Consider the following 16,728-nt stretch of genomic DNA (forward strand, 5'->3'; position numbering starts at 1 on the left):
CGCGGGGAGGACTGGGTTCACCGTACAGGGGCGCTGTGGCGCCCGCGCCTGGACGAAATCGATCCGCCCCAACGCCTCCAGCCGTAGAGCGCCGATGCAGACCCCAGCGCCTGTCACTGGCCGCGGGCAGCCGCGCGTCGGCAGGCGGACGTCCGGCCGGGTGAAGACCAGCTCCCCCGGAACCGCAAGGGCGAGACACCCTTGACCGCGGAGCGGAATGATCCTGGCGGTCGCGGCTCCCCCTCAGGCGTCGTCGATGGCCGCCATGGCTTCGGCTGCGAATTCAATAAAGCACCGCAAAGCGGGGGACTGGCCTCGGCGGGAGGGGAAGACCGCATGGATAACGCCCGACGGCGGCGCCCATTCCGCCAAGACGGCGACGAGCGCGCCCGAGCGGAGAGGCTCCCGCACCATGGAATACGGCAACTGCACGACGCCGACGCCGTCGAGCGCGGCGAGGCGCAGCGCGGCCATGTCCTCAGTGACGTAGCAGGGGTCGAACACGACTGAGCGCTCGCCGCGATCGGGGTGGCTGAGACGCCAGACATGGCGGACCTCGGTTCGGCTGAAGGCCATGCTGGGAAACGCCGCTAGCATCTCCGGTTCGGCCGGCGCCCCGAGAGCCTCGATGAGCGAAGGCGCGCTGACGATGACCTGGCGACTCACGGCCAGTTGCTTCATCACGAGATCGCTGTCCTCCAGGGGCGGGAAGCGGACGCGCAACGCGAGATCCACCCCCTCGCCGACCAGGTCCACACGACGGTTGGTCGCCTCAAGATCGATCGCGACCCGCCTGTGGGCGATCAGGAACCGGGACACCATGCCACCCACCGGGTTGTCCACCAGCGAGACGGGACAGGTAATGCGAAGCCGCCCCCGCGGCTCGGCCTGGGTCCTGTCGATAGCCTCCTGAGCGGCCTCCGCCTCGGCCAGCATCGCCGCGCAGTGACGGTAGTAGCCCAGCCCGGCCTCGGTGACGGAGAGCCGTCGGGTCGAGCGTTGGATCAGCCTGACGCCCAGCCGATTCTCCAGCTGTTGCAGCTTCCGGCTCACGGTCGATTTCGGAAGGCCGATCGCCCGCGCCGCCGCAGCGAGCCCCTGACTTTCCACCACTTGAGCGAAGATCGCCAACTCGTTGAGGTCGACCATGATTATCCCATAGACGAGACAGTGAGTGCCATCTCGCCAGGTCGGCGGCAAGATCATGCCATCCGCGCCCTGAGGAGACTGTCCACCGGGCATACAGGGGTGTGGGCGGTCGGGCCCGAACCGACACGCCCCTCAGACTTGGTTCTTGCATCCACCACCCCGCCAAGCTCCCAACGGGGTCGTCGCAGGCGTTCTTGCCGCCGCCGGTATCGCGCTCGAGCGGCGTCTCTCCGCCAGGTCGGCGATGTTGCGTTGCGCCAAGCGCGGCGAACGCTTGCCAAGCATCGCCCACCCCTAAGCGGTCAGGTGGCGCCCGAACTCGCCTCGCCGAATTGGAAGGCCTGAAGGCGTGGCGGAGCTTCGCCGTCCGCTTCAACCCTTGGCGCCTCGTAAACGGGAGAGGGGAGCGAAGACCGATAATGACACCCGACGCTCGCCCACTCCCGCAGGACCGCCTCGAGCGCCTGCACAGGGTCGACACCGGCGCTCCGGGCCATGCGGCAGAATTCGACCAGTTCGATGGGCCGCTGTCCGGTTTCCATCCGGTGGATGTGCCCCTGCGAACGCGTGATGGCCTTGGCCATGTCCCGCTGCGACAGCCCGGCGCTCTGGCGGAGGCGGGCCAGCATGGGCGGTAAGACCCCGTATTCATCGCTGAAAACGATGTTGAACATTGCCCAACTCCTTGGGTTAGAGCCGCTGCGGGTCCCGCGGCGCGGAACGGCCGCTTCCCGCGATTTCCACCCACCGCCCCCGACTCCCACGCGCCCGGCCCGCCCAGCGGGCGCGGGCCCACCGCCAGAAGAACGAGGGGAGCAGGACTAGGCCGGCGACGGTCGGCCTCACCCCGCCAGGCAGGACGATTGTCGCGACTGGCCCCTGGACCTCGTGCTCTGCCGGCCCAGCGGAGCGAGCCTGCGGCAAGACGCCAAACCGGGCGCCAGGAGAGGCCCTCATCCGGATCGGAACGCCCCTCTCGCGCGTCGCTGGCGGCAGGGTCCCCAGCGACCGGTCGTTGCCGTGTACCGCGGTCAGGGTCTGGAAGCGCGAAACCGGCATGATCGCGTTACCTGCAGCGATGCCGGACGGGGCGACGAAGCCCGGCATCGAGCCCGGCGATAGCGAAGCGCCCCTCTCGCCCCCTTCGGGTCCATGAACCTTGGGCTGACGATCAGCGCCCGGCGGGCGGTGATCGCGATGTCGATCAAGCAATTCTCTGGGAACACCTGCGCGGCCGCAAAACCCCGGCAATCGCTCTGAATCGCGGCCTCGGCGGGAGGCATGCCCGTCGCGGGCCAGCCCCGAGAGGTTCAGCTTCACACGCACGGCCGGGGTCAGGAGAGCGGCGGTTCTGTCCCGAACAGCGAGAGCTCCAGGAGCTCAAAGCTGACGGTTCCATTTGCCAGTTCGAGCACGCCCACCGTGCCCGATCCCCGGCCGCTGCTGCGCCCCGGCCCCTTTGGATAGGTCGGGCTTCCCGGGTTCACGAAGAGGCGGCCACCGACATTCATTGTGACCGCCCGATGGCTGCCACCGAAGGCGACAACGTCCACGGGACCGCCGAACTTCTCTGTCAGGACCCAATCGAGATCACGACCTTCGGGGTACGTGATGCCGCCGGTCGGCGAAAGGATGGCGGGTCCGGGGGCGATCTCGAGGTTATGCACCAGGCCGATCCTGACACCGTCAATGTCGACGACACGGGTGAGTCCAGCGATCCGGTGACCATCCGCGGGGGTCAGGTGTTGCTCGCCGTCGGAGCCCCTGAGGTAGTCGCGAACCCCTAGAACCGGCGCGAGCTGCGCCAGGCGATCGACAGCGCCGCGGCCGGAAACCTCCTTCACCCCCATATGGCCAAGATGCAGGATGAGATCTACGTCGGACAAGGCCGCGAATACGCTGTCGGGAAGGTCGCTCGCATCCTCCCGTCCGTTGTGGTCGTCCGCGATCAGTCCGATGCGGCGGGCGGACACGCTCATCACCGCTGGCATGCCTGAATCTGCAGTAGCCTGCGCTTCCACCATCTGGGATTCTCCTCTCGTGACTGCAGAAGTGCTTAGCAGACGGCAGGATAGGAGCGCTTAGATGGTTCCACATGTAGTCATGACGAATATTCACTAGGGCCTCGAGCAGGGCGCGCGCGCCGCGGCGCTGGCAGGTTGGCGGCCAGCCATGCGCAGAGAAAACCTGTTGTGTTTTGACCTGGCGGAGCGGCTCCCGGCCGCTCGGACACCTACGCGCGCGCCGGCGCATCGCTTCAGGAAAGCGGCGCAGGTGGGCAGGCAGGCGAAATGGGGGTTTCCGGCGACCCAATTCAGGCCTCGATGACCCGGCTGGAGTAATGCGCAGCCCGTTCCGTCAGCTCCCGCGAGCCGCTACGGGGGAACTCACGCGCTTGACGGGCGAGTTCCCCCGGGATCCAATTCTGCTCCGATCCCCCGCATTCCGACATGGCACAAAATGCGATCAGGAACCGCACCGCGCGAACCAGCGGCTTTTCCGCCGCCGAGGTTCACGTCTCACGCCGCAGGACCATCCTAACGAATGGAGTTCCTGTCCCGGATGCTGCCCTATCCGCCCAGCAGCGCCAGACCCACGCCGCTTAGAGCGCTGAGCGCAACCACGACCAGAGGCGGCGTTTTGAGGGCCGTGAGCAGGACGAAGCCGGTGGCCGCAATGGCGAAGTCGGCCGAACTGGTCACCGTCGGCGTAAACACCCGCGCGTAGAGCGCTGCGGCCAAGATTCCGACCACTGCAGCGTTGACTCCGCGCATCGCCGCCTGCGCACCCTTCCGGCCGCGGAACATGTTCCAGAACGGCAGGGCGGCCGTCTGCAGCAGAAGACCGGGGAGGAAGACCGCGACGGTCGCGAGCGCTGCACCTTTAAGTCCGCCGAGGGGCTGCGTCATGACGGCGCCGAGATAGGTCGCAAAGGTGAAGAGCGGCCCCGGTACGGCCTGGGCCGCGCCGTACCCGGCCAGGAAGGTCCCTTGAGTGACCCACCCTGGGCGCTGGATGGCTTCAGTTAGCAGCGGAAGGACCACGTGCCCGCCGCCGAACACCAGGGCGCCGGACCGGTAGAATGCACTGAACATGCCGGCAATGGTCTGGCCCTGGGGCCAGAGTGACATGCCGAGCAAGGCCGCGAACGCGACAAACGCCGCTACACCCACGGTCCGACTAACCCCGAATTGCACAGCTTCCGGCACCGATTCCGCGTCGCTGCGGCAGAAGCGCAGCCCGAGCAGGCCGCCGACCAGAATGCCCGCGATCTGACCGATCGAGGTCGGCGCGAGCAGCGCGAGCACGGTCATCGCCGTCGCGATGAGCGCTCGTGGCCGGTCCGGGCAGAGCTTCACGGCCATACCCCAGACCGCCTGCGCCACGATGGCCACGGCCGTGAGCTTAAGACCGTGAAACAACCCCTGTCCGACCACGGTGGCAGCCACCGATGAAGCACCGTAGGCAAAGAGGACAAGCAGGATGGCTGACGGAAGGGTAAAACCTACGAAGGCGGCCAGCCCGCCAAGATAGCCCGCCCGCATGAGGCCAAGCGAATAGCCGACTTTGCTGGACGCGGGGCCAGGGAGGAACTGACACAAGCCCACCAGGTCCGCGTAGGCGTGCTCCGTAAGCCACTTCCGTCTGTCAACAAATTCCCGGCGGAAATAGCCGAGGTGGGCGATGGGACCGCCAAAGCAAGTCATGCCGAGCCAAGTGAAGACCTGCAGCACCTCCAGGGGCGAGCCCTGCGCGGGCGTCCGGGCGTCCTGTGCCGCCCCTGCGGCGGGAACGTTCTTCATCACAATCCTCTCAGAATTTGGACTCCTGACGCGTGGCGCGCCAGTAAGCGATCGCGGGGCGGCGTCACCTCTTCCGATAGAGGTCCGCCTCCCAAGGGGGCTCCGCCGCCGGTCGCCGGCTTGACCGCGAGATCCGCGCCGGCCGGTTTCGAACCCGCGATCTATCTGCATCACGGGGCCACAGCAGCCGATCTCCGGAGGCCGGCTCAGCTACTGGGCGGGGACTGTTCATTGACGGTTTGAATCGCCGAGCCTTGTCCGCCCGGCAAGATGTTTGGGTCACGAACGGAAGTTCCCCGTGCGCACTTCATTCTCCGCACATGCGGCGGCCGCCGACCCGCAGGGTCTCAACAGCGGCCTCACATGGCGAGCCTGGCGCCTTGGCTCACGTTGGAGGGGCTTTTGCCCAGCCTGGATTTGCGACCTTGATCACGATGGCCAAGCTCAGGCCCCAGATGAGGAGCCCGTTGAGCACGTGGGCTTCGGCAAACCCTAGAGCCCCAAGCCGGAATTGCGCACCCTCCAGCGCCACGAGAGCAACGGCGAACAGTGTCAGCCAAAGGCCGGTGCGGCGCGGGCCATGCGCAAAGGCGAGGCTCGCCTGCAGGACAGCGAGCACCAGCAGGACGCGGGCGTTCCAACCATGCGCCGAAAATGCCTCAGAGTTGCCGGTGAGAAAGCTCAGCGCGAGCGCGGCCTGGAGCGCCATGGCCATGAGGTGGGCGGCGGCCGCTATGCGTACCGCTCGCCGGAGCCCGCGCGTGCGGGCGTCCTCCCCTAGGAATCGACCCCCCACGTCCATGACGTCCCTTCGCTTAGAAATCGTACTTCAAAGTCATGGAGAACGCGCGGCCGATGGGGTCGGAGTAGCGTTCGTCCCATCCGGTGCTGACCCCCAGGATCTTGTTCGTGAACGGAGGGTTGGTGTCCAAGAGATTGGTGACCCGGCCGATCACCATGACATGCCCGAGGTGCGTAGAGGCCGAGATGTTCCACAGGGAGTAGGCCTTAACGGTGTCGAAAAACTGAGGGCTGATCAAGCACTGGGCGTTGCAGTCGGTGTAGCTGCTTTGGTAGCGGTTGCTCAGCTGCATGTCCCACCGCCCCTGGGTCCAGGTCAAGGCGGCGAAATGGGTGTATCGCATGAGTGCGGACCCGTCGGAGTACGCACCATCGCGGCTCAAGAATGGTCCTTGCGGAACTTCTTGGTACCTGAAGTTCAGAACGTAGGTCCCTGAGTAGTCGAAGCGAAGCCGACCCCAGCTGTGCTCCAACCCCTGCCAGCTGATGTTGGCGTCAATGCCATCCGTCTTGGAATCGCCGAGGTTCTGGGGGCGTTGCTCAACGTAGGCGATGGGGTCGCCGACGTGGCCGGGCGCGCAGTTGGACACCAGCGCCGCCAATTTCGGGTCCGCGGTGCTGCACCGAACCACCAGGTTCCCGAATTTTGCGAGGTCCGAGAAGATGGCGATCTCTGGAAGCGGTGCGATCGTGTCGGTCAGCACATAGTTCCAATAGTCCAAATTGATCTTCAGAGAGTCAGTCGGGCGCAGTCTAAACCCTACCGTGTAAGCGTCCGACTTCTCGGGGCTTAGGTCCGGGTTGCCTCCAATCAGGATTTGATAGGGCTGCCCGCCGCAGTCCCGGATGGCAACGCCCCCCGCCGCTGAGTTCACCACCCCGCCCGGACAGAGGACCGGATCGGGCCGCCGATTGAGGGTCGTCGTCGTGGTGATGGGCGAGAAGAGATTGTAGAGCGTTGGGGCTCGGAAACCCTTGTTGTACGAAGCCTGCACGGTGAGCCAGTCCCGCGCCCGCCAGCTGAGCAGCACCTTGGGGGTCACCGTGCCCCCGAAGTCGCTGTAGTGATCATAGCGAAGGGAGGCGTCCAGGTTCAGGCCGTCCAGCAGGGGCGCCTTAACCTCCGAAGTGATGGATGCGGATTTTCGCGCGCCGTGCAGGTCAGCGACCGTAAATAGCTGGCTGAGCGCCGCCACAGGATCGGTGTGGAACTCGGAGGTGTCTTCCTTGTAATCGGCGGCAACGGCGAGCTTCACGGGTCCGGCCGGCAGTTCGAACAACGTGCGATCTGCCTGCACCCCCACCATCTTGAGCGTCGAATCCGCGTTCTGCACCTCGCCGCTGAGAATATGGCTCGCGAGATAGGCCTCGCCCGCGGCGCTCTGAGGGCCGAACGGGTTGAGGAATGGGGCGCCGGCAAGGCCCCCCACGCCGTTTCGCAGCGCCTGGACGTCGACAGTTCCCTTGACCCGGTAATTCAGCGACGATTCCGAATAGAGCGCCCAGGCTTGGTAGTCGAAGCCGAGGACGTTGCCGTCGAGCTCTCCAAGAATCCGGCTTGTCCGCGTCGCGACCTGGTTCACGATCGGGCCCGCTTCGAGCACGCGCCAGTTCACCGTCACCGGCTGGGTCGGATTGAGTCCGGGCTCTCCGGGCGTGATGCCGTTGCCAGGGAAGTACGGACTGTTGGGAAACATCTGCGCTGAGTTCACCTGCGCCGTGGCCTGTGTGGACAACAGGTCGTCAGCACCGCGCATATATTCCAGGGTGAAGGTCTGGCCTGCGAACCGCGTAATTCCGTGGACGAGCAGCGAACGGTCTTCCTGTTGGGGAAGGGCCAGGTTTTGCGATGCGAAATCGAACCAGCAGGCCGCGGCGCCGATGTAGATGGACAATGGCGGCGCACACCCCGGCCGTGACGGGTTGATCAGGCTCAGGGCTCCCTGCGACCAATTCGCTGGAAAGGTGGTGTTTTGTAGGCGGTTGACACCCCGCGCCGGGATATATGCCTCGTCGGAAAAGGACCGGTCCGTCAACTTCAGCTCATCTTGCCGGCGCCACGTGTATCCGGCGTAGAGATTCCAGCCATCCTCCGAGAGCGAGCCGAGACCGCCCGAGGCGCTCAGCTCATTTTTCTCGCCCCCGGAATGTTCCGGCTGGGACGTGGTGCCCGCGATGGAGAACCCCTGGAGCTGCTGCTTCGGGATGAAATTGATCACGCCGGCGATGGCATCGGATCCATAGATCGATGACGCGCCATCCGACAACGTCTCGATCCGGTCGACGACATTGAGCGGCAGGGTGTTCAGGTCGACGCCAAGCGATTGATAGGGGTTGTTGACGACCCGCTTGCTATCGAAGAGCACAAGGGTGTTCTCGGAGCCCAGCCCGCGCAGGTTCGCATAGGAGGCGAAGCCCGTACCGGTGCCCGACGAGCCGGTCGACGTAATGGTGGGCTGATTTTGCCCCAGCGTCTTCAGGGCCTCGACGGCGTTTGTCGCGCCGAGACGGGCCTCTTGTTCCGACGTAATGGTCGTCACGAGCTGGGAGCCCGCGACGCTCTCCTTGAAGAGGCTTCCCGTGACGACAACCTCCTCGACCTGAGCCGTCGCCGGCGCGGTCTGCGCCCACACCGGCGAGGTCCAGGCGGCTAGCGCGCCGCCGGCAAGAAGTAAGGAGGCTCGTGAGAGTCGTTGAATGTTCCTGGTCATCTGTTGTTTCCCCCTTTTTGGTTGCCGCTTGTGGTTGAGCGGTCTCTAAGGTGCGTGCGAAATCTCTCGTGCAACGTCGGCTCGAAACCTCTGCGATCTTTGATGTCCAGCTAGATCTCGAATGGCGTTGGATGTTGCGCCTTGAGGGGGCCTCGAATTCTGAACGCGGTCAAAACGTTTGGAGGACGAACAGGTGTTCACGTGTCGAACTGTTCAGCGGGACCAGAAACGACCGGGACACAAACCTGCGGCCATCCCTTCAAACACACGTTCGCGGGGGCGGTCAGTCATTGGCCGCAGCTCGCCGAAGGTGGCCTTCCGAAAGCGCCAGCCCGCTGTCGAAGGCCTTTGCCTGCGCCAGGATCCAGCGTCGGAAACGCGCGACCCGCTTGGAGCCGAGCTTGGCCTCAGGGACCACGAGATAGTAGCCTTGGTCAGCGTCCCGGCGGGCGGCGCCCACGCGCACGAGGTCGCCCGACCGCAACTCGTCCTGGATCAGGAACTCCGGCAGAAGGGTGACGCCGAGACTGAGGACCGCGGCGCGGGCGAGGATCGCATCCTCGTCGAAGCGCGCGCATCGCATGGGGGAGGGCGCGCTGAGGCCCGCCGCCTTGAACCAGTCCGCCCATTGCGTCGGGCGGCTCGCCAGCTGCAGATGCGGCGCGTCGATAAGGTCCGATTCGTGCTGGATCCGGTGGCGATTGCGGAATTCCGGACTGCAGACCGGCGTTACGGCCTGGTCGAACAGATGGTCCGCCACGGCGCCAGGCCAAGTGGGGCCGCCAAAGAGAATTGCGGCGTCGAAGATCTCGTCCTCGAACACGAAATGATGGCCGTATGATAGGCAGTTGACCGAGATGTCCGCACACGCCCCGTAAAGATCCGGCAGCCGCGGCAGCAGCCACCGGGCGCAGAACGTAGGCAGGACGGCGAGATCGATCGGTTCATCCCCCCCGGCGAGTTCGATCGCCCGCAGACTTGAGGTCTCCAGGATGATCAGCATTCGACGAACGTCGCGCAGGTAGAGCCGGCCGACCTTGGTCAGCACAACGCGCTGGCGGACGAGCTCGAACAGACGGATGCCCAACGCCAGTTCGAGCCCGCGCACTTGGCGACTGATAGCGCTTTGGGTGAGATTCAGCTCATCGGCCGCGCGGCTGAAGCTTTCGTAGCGCGCCGCGGCCTCGAACGCCTGCAGCGCCACCGGCGAAGGCAGGAATCGCCGTCTAATCATGGCCAGACCTGACAACCTGCGCCAGGGAACCGGTGGGGCGGACGCCGAGACCGCCCCTTGCGGCGCTACGCCAAGCAACCCTGCCCTTTTCCACGTGATGCTCCTGCGGCAGTCGAGCCGCATGTCAGGGTAAGGTCGGGTATGATGCATCGCCCATTAGTTTGGTCTCCGAACGAACGTTCGGGGGACGTGGAACGGCTGGGCCAGGGGCTGCCCTGACCTGGTTCCCCAGGGCCGGCGTTCCAAACCCTGCTCGGAGATGCGCCGGCAGGAGCGTGCGTCACTGTCTTCAACGCTGTTTATCCGTGGACCGGAACCTGGAAAACGATGAGCGCTGGGCGCGGCTGCGTCTTGCCGGCGGCTCCTTACCTCATGAGATCATCTCACGTGACATAGTCGGTCTCGCCCCTCAAACCCTGTGCGACGCGGCGTGGCGGAGGCGGACATGACACCGGGTGGCAGAGGCGTTGCTTGGGGCTGGGCCGAGCACGTCGTTGGCTTGCGCTACGAAGAGATCCCGAGCGAGGTGGTCGAGCGCGCCAAGGCGATCCTGCTGCATCACCTGGCGATCGCGCTGAGCATGGGGGCCACCGAATTGGCGCGGGTGGCGCTGGACTTGATCCGTCCGGACCGCGACGGAGTCACGGTCATCGGCCAGAACCTTCGGGCGGAGCCGCGGGACGCCGTCCTCGCCAATGCCGTGATCATCCGCAGCCCGCGGATGGAAGACAACCTCGCCCCCTCGTTCTGCCACCCGGGGGCCACGCTCATTCCCGTGGCGCTGGCGGTGGGTGAGAGCCGTGGCGCATCGGGCCGCGACCTGCTCGTCGCGCTGGTGGTGGGGTATGACCTGTTGGGACGGGCCGCGGGGCGGATCGCCTCCACGGACGTGGTCGGCCGCCCTTCCCACTACGTCTTCGGTGTGATCGGAACCGCCGCGGTCGCCGCGCGCCTCATGCGGCTGGAGATCGACCAGGCGGCTGGCGCGCTCGCCCACGCCAGCAATCTGGCGGTGATGGCCCCGGAGGGTTTCCAGGATCTGCAGTTCGGTCTTATCAGCCGCAACGCCATGCTGGCCGCGGACCTCGGCCGTATTCGCGCGCCCTTCCCCGACGACGCCTTCGAGGGGCAATATGGCTTCTACGCGACGCAGCTGCGAGGGGTTCGCCCCAGCGAGACGGAGCTGCTGGGCGACCTGGGCGTCCGATTCGACATCATGCGATCCATGCTCAAGTCGCACCCGTGCACGGGTCTGAACATAATTGCTCTCGAGCTGGTCCGTCGGGCTCTCCGCGAGCACAGGCTGGACGGCGCGGCGATCCGGCGCATTCGCGTCACTCGGTCTCTCGTTGTGAAGAAACATCCAAACGCCAACCGAAAAGGGCCGTTCGACGTCCGCCTCGGCGGGCCCAGCCACGGCTACGCCGCAGGCAAGTACATCGCCACCACCTCGCTCCCCTTCAACATCGCCAACCTGCTGCTGGGCCGTGAAATCACGCCGGCGACGTTTGAAAACCCCGACGCCTCCCCGGCCTGCGCGGAGATGGATAAGGTGGAGATCACGTTCCAGGACTACGCCGACACCCGATGGACTGAAGTGGAAATCGAAACCCAGGACGGGCGCAGGCTCAAATTCGAGGGCGGCATCGAGAACATTCCGGTCCCGGACATGGAGGCCTTCCTGGCCCGCTACGCCGTCCCCGCGATCGGGACCGAGAAGACCGAACGGCTCCGCGCCGCGGTCGAGGGCCTGGACGCGGCGTCTGACCTCTCCACGCTCTCGGCGGCCATTGCCTGAAGGATCGGGCGCTCCTCGATTGCAATCTTCGGCGCGCGGCGCCGCCCCGGTCGTCGCCGCCCCCGCGGCAAACCCTGGACGGATAACTCCGGCGGGGCAGGCCGAGCGGCGCGCGAGACCCACTAGCTCTGCTCTTCGGCTTCAGGACAACTTCATGCGCCCAGCGCAGAAGATCACGACTAGCTTTCGTTTAGGGTTCGGCGCTTGGCGGGTCATCCTCGATGGGGCGCAGGCACACTGCCCAGCGCCAATTGACAGGATGAATGCAGAGATGACCCCGGACGAAACGGCTCGAGCGCCAGAGAACGACAAAGCCCACGGCGCAGCTGCGACCAAGACGATCGATCAGGTCAATTCGTGGCTCCACCTCGGCGGAGCACCGGCCGTCGAGGATTACGAGCGTCTTCGCGACGCCGGGATAACGCACGTCGTCGATGTACGCGTCGATAAGGAGTTGAATGCGGACGTGGCGCGGCTCGCGCAGATGGGTATTGCCTATCATCGGGCTCCGGTCCCCAACTTCGGCGCGCCAACGGCTGATCAGCTTGATGACGTCTTGAACTGGTTTGAGGCCAGCGCCCCGGACAGCAAGGTCTACGTCCATTGCGTGGGCGGCATCGGTCGCGCGGCCACCACCGCTGTCGGGTTGCTTGTCCTGTCTGGAACCGGGCTCGACGAGGCCGTGCAGCTCGTAAGCCAGGCTCGGCCCCAAATTAAGATCGGCCCCGATCAGATGGCGTTTCTGCACACGCTCGAAGAGCGGCCTGCCGCAACCCGCGACGATTGAGTTCGGGAGACCTCCTAGGCGCGCCCATCGAAGGTTGCCGGACGACTGCGGACGTGTCCCCCCGTCGGAACGTTGATGTCCGAGCCGCCCAATCTGCGAAGGATATCTGATGAGCCCTGCGGACGCCCCGCCGCTGGACGAAGCGCAACTGGCGCGCGAGGTGCTTAAGGCTCTGGGCGTCACGGCCGTGAGGCGGCACATCTTTCTCTGCGCAGATCAGACCAAGCCGAAGTGTTGCGACTACGCCGAGGGCTTGGAGTCGTGGCGATTTCTGAAAAGGCGGCTCCAGGAACTGGGACTGCTCGGGGCCGGCGGGATCATGCGAACGAAGGCCAATTGCCTGCAGGTCTGCCGCGCAGGTCCCGTCGCCGTGATCTATCCGGACCGCGTCTGGTATCGCCACTGCCGCCCCGACGTTCTTGAACGGATCATCCAAGAACATCTGATCGGGGGTCGGGTGGTGGCGGACTACGTCATCGCCGAGCCACAGGACGGGTCGGGCTCAGCACGTGGCGCCGAGCCGGGCCAATTCACGCCATGACCTCCCCTCACGGGCGCCGGGGGCGCAAGCGTCGCCGCCCGCGTGCGTTGATCATCCCACTGAACCCGCGCTCGGGAACCCATTCCCGCCACGACCAGCCTGGCGATACCCCGGCCCTCCCCAGCCCCCGGTTCGGAACATGCCTGACCTCGACGACAGCGATCATGATGCAACGAGCCGCGGGACCCGCGTTGTGCGCACCCCGTCGCCACCTGAAGCGCATCGCATGGCGATAGGTCGCCTGCTGGTTGCGAACCGGTCCGAGATCGCGATCCGGATCTTCCGGGCTGCCGCGGAGATGGGCATTGAAACCGTCGCGCTTTACGCGGGGCAGGATCGGTTGAGCCTCCACCGGTTCAAGGCGGACAGGGCCTTTCAAGTCGGGGCTGGCCTGGCTCCGATCGACGCTTACCTTTGCATCGACGAAGTCATCCGCGTGGCCCTGGAGGCCGGGGCGGACGCCGTGCATCCGGGCTACGGGTTTCTCTCTGAGAACCCGCAACTGGCAGAAGCCTGCGCGGCGGCCGGCCTCACCTTCATCGGGCCGTCGGCAGAGACGCTTCGGCGGCTCGGCGACAAGGTCACGGCGCGTCGTCTCGCCGACCAGGCGGACGTACCCGTCGTGCCGGCCACGGCGGCGCTTCCCCATGATGAGGCCGAAATCTGTCGGCTGGCCGCAGAGATCGGCTACCCGCTCATGTTGAAGGCCTCGTGGGGCGGTGGCGGCCGCGGGATGCGCCCCATCTTCCATCCGAAGGAACTGATTTCGTCGGTGATGTCCGCCCGACGGCAAGCCCGCGCCGCCTTCGGACGAGATGAGGTCTACCTTGAGAAGCTGGTTCGACGCGCGCGGCACGTCGAAATCCAGATTCTCGGCGACCGACACGGAAACCTGCTGCACCTCTACGAACGCGATTGCTCCATTCAGCGACGACGACAGAAGATTGTCGAACGCTCGCCGGCGGCCTTCCTGGCCCCACAAACTCGGGTCGCCATGTGCGAAGCCGCGCTGCGCATCGCCCGGGCCGCCCACTACGAAGGCGCTGGCACCGTTGAGTTCCTCCTGAACGAGGACGATGGCGCGTTCTACTTCATTGAGGTCAATCCCCGCATTCAGGTCGAACACACGGTGACCGAGATGGTGACCGGCATCGACATCGTGAAAGCGCAGATCCGGATTGCGGAAGGAGGACGGCTCGGATTCGTCGCCGAAACCGGCGTTCCCCCGCAGGCGGAAATCCGCGTCGACGGCCATGCCCTGCAATGCCGCATCACCACGGAGGACCCTGAAAACAACTTCATCCCCGACTACGGTCGCATCGTCGCGCACCGCGCGCCTTCGGGCTTCGGGATCCGCGTCGACGGCGGCACCGCCTACGCGGGCGCCGTCGTGACGCCTTTCTACGATCCCCTGCTGGAGAAGCTCACGGCGTGGGGGAGGAGTCCCGAGGAGTGCGTCGCGCGGATGCAACGCGCTTTGCGCGAGTACCGGCTCCGCGGGCTGGCGACGAACGTCTCCTTTCTCGACGCGCTTCTGTCGCATCCTCGGTTCCGCGACATGAGCTACACGACAACGTTCGTCGACGAGACGCCTGAGCTCCTAAGGTATCCGCGCAAACGCGATCGCGGAACAAAGCTGCTGTCATACATCGCTGGCGTGACGGTGAACGGTCATCCCGAGACCAGGGGACGACCCAGACCCCGTGACGTCCGCCTGCCAAACCTGCCGGTGACGCCCCTCCATCCGGCGTCTGAGCCCGCCAAGGCGGTGTTCGATCGGGTCGGCGCCGAGGGGCTCTCGCAATGGATGCTCGCGCGGAGTCGCCCGCTTGTCACCGACACCACCATGCGGGACGCACACCAATCCCTCCTCGCCACGCGCATGCGAACCTTCGACATCGTGCGGCCCGCGCGGGCGTACGCCGACGGCCTGCCGGACCTTTTTTCGCTCGAATGCTGGGGTGGCGCGACCTTCGATGTCGCCATGCGCTTTCTCGACGAGGATCCTTGGGAGCGACTCACGGAACTGCGGCGCCGGACGCCGCACGCGCTGCTGCAGATGCTCCTGCGGGGGGCCAACGGGGTCGGCTACACCAACTATCCGGACAATGTTGTTCGCTACTTCGTCCAACAGGCGGCCGACGCCGGCGTGGACGTCTTTCGCATCTTCGACTGCTTCAACTGGGTCGAGAATATGCGCGTCGCCATCGACGCGGTCGGAGCAGCCGGAAAAATCGCCGAGGGTGCGATTTGCTACACCGGCGACCTCCTAGATTCCAGCCGTGAGAAATACGGACTCCAGTACTATCTCGGTCTGGCGCAGACGCTCGAAAGCGCGGGCTGCCATGTAATCGCGATCAAGGACATGGCGGGTCTCCTTAAGCCCCGCGCCGCGCACCGGTTGGTCACGGCCCTCAAGGAGACGGTGGGATTGCCCATCCACCTGCACACCCACGATACGTCGGGGATCGCGGCCGCTACGGTGCTTGCTGCGGTCGACGCTGGCGTGGATGCGTTCGATGCAGCCATGGATTCCATGTCCGGCGGAGTCTCGCAGCCGTGCCTGGGCTCGCTCGTGGAAGCTTTGCGCGGTGGACCGCACGACACCAGGCTCGACCCCACCGCCATCCGCGCTGTCAGCGAGTATTGGGAGAAGGTCCGGGCGCAGTACGCCGCCTTCGAGGGCGACTTGCGCGCGGGCGCGTCCGAAGTCTACCTGCACGAGCTTCCCGGCGGACAGTTCACCAATCTCCGGGAACAGGCCCGGGCGCTGGGCCTTGCCGATCGCTGGCATGAGGTAGCCCGCGCCTATCGCGCCGCGAACGATCTGTTTGGCGACATTGTCAAAGTCACGCCGTCCTCGAAGGTGGTGGGCGACATGGCGCTGATGATGGTGTCGCAGGGGCTGTCCGCCGACGACGTCCTGGACCCGGCCCGCCAGATCGCCTTCCCGCAATCGGTCACGGAGATGATGCGCGGCGAACTGGGACGGCCTCCAGGCGGGTGGCCGCCCGCCATCCAGCACAAGGTGCTCCGGGGCGCCGCCGAAGTCAGCGACCGTCCTGGGGCGCTGTTGCCGCCCGTCGACCTCGCGAAGCGCCGCGCCGACACTGCGACCGCTTGCAGACGCGACATCGACGACCGCGAATTCGCGTCGGCCCTGATGTACCCGAAGGTGTTCCTCAACTTCTGTCGCGCCAGCCACGCCCAGGGGCCTGTGAGCGCGTTGCCCACCCCGGTCTACTTCTATGGCATGGCGGCGGGTGACGAGGTCGAGGTCGAGATCGAGCCCGGAAAGACACTGCTCATCCAGTTGCTGGCGGTCGGGACGCCGGATGACCAGGGGGTGGTGTCGGTCTTCTTCGAACTCAACGGCCAGCCGCGGCAGATCAAAGTCCGCCAAGACAGCGCGATAGCGCCCCAACGCCGCCAGCGCAAAGCCGATCCGTCAAATCCGACTCATGTCGCCGCGCCCATGCCGGGCATCGTGAGCTCCCTGAGCGTCGCGCCGGGTCAGAGAATTGAAGCGGGCGCGATCCTGCTGTCCATCGAGGCGATGAAGGTGGAGACCCAGCTCACGTCGCCGTCCGCGGCGACGGTTGGCGAGGTCACGGTTCAGGTCGGCGCCGTCGTCGAGGCAAAGGACCTGCTGTTGACGCTGGAGTCGGTCGGCGCCGCCGACGCGCCGGCGGCGGATTCGTCCGGGTGACCCGCCGCGCCTTCGGACCGTTGACCCGTGTTGGCCATACGACGCGTCCAGCGCGAGGCCGATCTCACGGCCACGCGACGGCCGGTGGCGCAGATCTCCTGCGCAGCCCGGCATCGATCCTGATCCGGGCGAGCCGCAGTCACCTGGCGACGTGCAGCAAGGACAACCGCCGTTGTCCGCGCCCCGCCGTCAGCC

At 65.9% G+C, this 16,728-nt stretch carries 11 protein-coding genes; 4 read left to right on the plus strand and 7 right to left on the minus strand.

Going from position 1 to position 16,728, the window contains the following annotated elements:
• Positions 1-243: 243 nt before the first annotated feature.
• The 7 genes from VHS75_RS13545 to VHS75_RS13575 form a co-directional block, all read right to left on the minus strand.
• Complete coding sequence (locus tag VHS75_RS13545; RefSeq protein WP_329639143.1) at positions 244-1,149, minus strand: LysR substrate-binding domain-containing protein; 906 nt, start codon at positions 1,147-1,149, stop codon at positions 244-246.
• A gap of 302 nt (positions 1,150-1,451) precedes the next feature.
• Positions 1,452-1,823, minus strand: coding sequence for a helix-turn-helix transcriptional regulator (locus VHS75_RS13550; protein WP_329639144.1), 372 nt, complete (start codon positions 1,821-1,823; stop codon positions 1,452-1,454).
• 660 nt (positions 1,824-2,483) lie between these two features.
• On the minus strand, positions 2,484-3,173 hold the full coding sequence (locus VHS75_RS13555; protein ID WP_329639145.1) for a metallophosphoesterase family protein: 690 nt from the start codon (positions 3,171-3,173) through the stop codon (positions 2,484-2,486).
• A gap of 546 nt (positions 3,174-3,719) precedes the next feature.
• Positions 3,720-4,952 carry a chromate efflux transporter gene (gene chrA, locus VHS75_RS13560; protein ID WP_329639146.1) on the minus strand — a complete coding sequence of 411 codons (1,233 nt, stop codon included), beginning with the start codon at positions 4,950-4,952 and terminating at the stop codon, positions 3,720-3,722.
• A gap of 385 nt (positions 4,953-5,337) precedes the next feature.
• Positions 5,338-5,667, minus strand: coding sequence for a hypothetical protein (locus VHS75_RS13565; RefSeq protein WP_329639147.1), 330 nt, complete (start codon positions 5,665-5,667; stop codon positions 5,338-5,340).
• A 100-nt stretch (positions 5,668-5,767) separates the two neighbouring features.
• Complete coding sequence (locus VHS75_RS13570) at positions 5,768-8,464, minus strand: TonB-dependent receptor plug domain-containing protein (protein ID WP_329639148.1); 2,697 nt, start codon at positions 8,462-8,464, stop codon at positions 5,768-5,770.
• Between the two features lie 283 nt (positions 8,465-8,747).
• Positions 8,748-9,668, minus strand: a complete 921-nt coding sequence (locus VHS75_RS13575; RefSeq protein ID WP_329639149.1) for a LysR family transcriptional regulator — start codon at positions 9,666-9,668, stop codon at positions 8,748-8,750.
• A gap of 460 nt (positions 9,669-10,128) precedes the next feature.
• Between VHS75_RS13575 and VHS75_RS13580 the strand changes: the two genes are divergently transcribed.
• From VHS75_RS13580 to VHS75_RS13595, 4 genes are all read left to right on the plus strand, one after another.
• Positions 10,129-11,496, plus strand: a complete 1,368-nt coding sequence (locus tag VHS75_RS13580) for an MmgE/PrpD family protein (protein ID WP_329639150.1) — start codon at positions 10,129-10,131, stop codon at positions 11,494-11,496.
• A gap of 271 nt (positions 11,497-11,767) precedes the next feature.
• The gene (locus VHS75_RS13585; protein ID WP_329639151.1) at positions 11,768-12,283 is read left to right on the plus strand and encodes a dual specificity protein phosphatase; all 516 of its coding nucleotides are present in this window, start codon (positions 11,768-11,770) and stop codon (positions 12,281-12,283) included.
• A gap of 109 nt (positions 12,284-12,392) precedes the next feature.
• Entirely contained in the window at positions 12,393-12,824 is a 432-nt protein-coding gene (locus tag VHS75_RS13590) for a hypothetical protein (RefSeq protein WP_329639152.1), read from the plus strand.
• Positions 12,825-12,963: 139 nt separating this feature from the next.
• Positions 12,964-16,533, plus strand: a complete 3,570-nt coding sequence (locus VHS75_RS13595) for a pyruvate carboxylase (protein WP_329639153.1) — start codon at positions 12,964-12,966, stop codon at positions 16,531-16,533.
• The last annotated feature ends 195 nt before the right edge of the window (positions 16,534-16,728 follow it).

It is taken from the genome of Phenylobacterium sp., from assembly GCF_036264965.1.
GTDB lineage: Bacteria > Pseudomonadota > Alphaproteobacteria > Caulobacterales > Caulobacteraceae > Phenylobacterium.

Coding starts and splice junctions, on each gene's coding strand:
- VHS75_RS13545 (WP_329639143.1), bottom strand. CDS start 1,149: ATGGTCGACCTCAACGAGTTGGCGATCTTCGCTCAAGTGGTGGAAAGT.
- VHS75_RS13550 (WP_329639144.1), bottom strand. CDS start 1,823: ATGTTCAACATCGTTTTCAGCGATGAATACGGGGTCTTACCGCCCATG.
- VHS75_RS13555 (WP_329639145.1), bottom strand. CDS start 3,173: ATGGTGGAAGCGCAGGCTACTGCAGATTCAGGCATGCCAGCGGTGATG.
- chrA (WP_329639146.1), bottom strand. CDS start 4,952: ATGAAGAACGTTCCCGCCGCAGGGGCGGCACAGGACGCCCGGACGCCC.
- VHS75_RS13565 (WP_329639147.1), bottom strand. CDS start 5,667: ATGGCCATGGCGCTCCAGGCCGCGCTCGCGCTGAGCTTTCTCACCGGC.
- VHS75_RS13570 (WP_329639148.1), bottom strand. CDS start 8,464: ATGACCAGGAACATTCAACGACTCTCACGAGCCTCCTTACTTCTTGCC.
- VHS75_RS13585 (WP_329639151.1), top strand. CDS start 11,768: ATGACCCCGGACGAAACGGCTCGAGCGCCAGAGAACGACAAAGCCCAC.
- VHS75_RS13590 (WP_329639152.1), top strand. CDS start 12,393: ATGAGCCCTGCGGACGCCCCGCCGCTGGACGAAGCGCAACTGGCGCGC.
- VHS75_RS13595 (WP_329639153.1), top strand. CDS start 12,964: ATGCCTGACCTCGACGACAGCGATCATGATGCAACGAGCCGCGGGACC.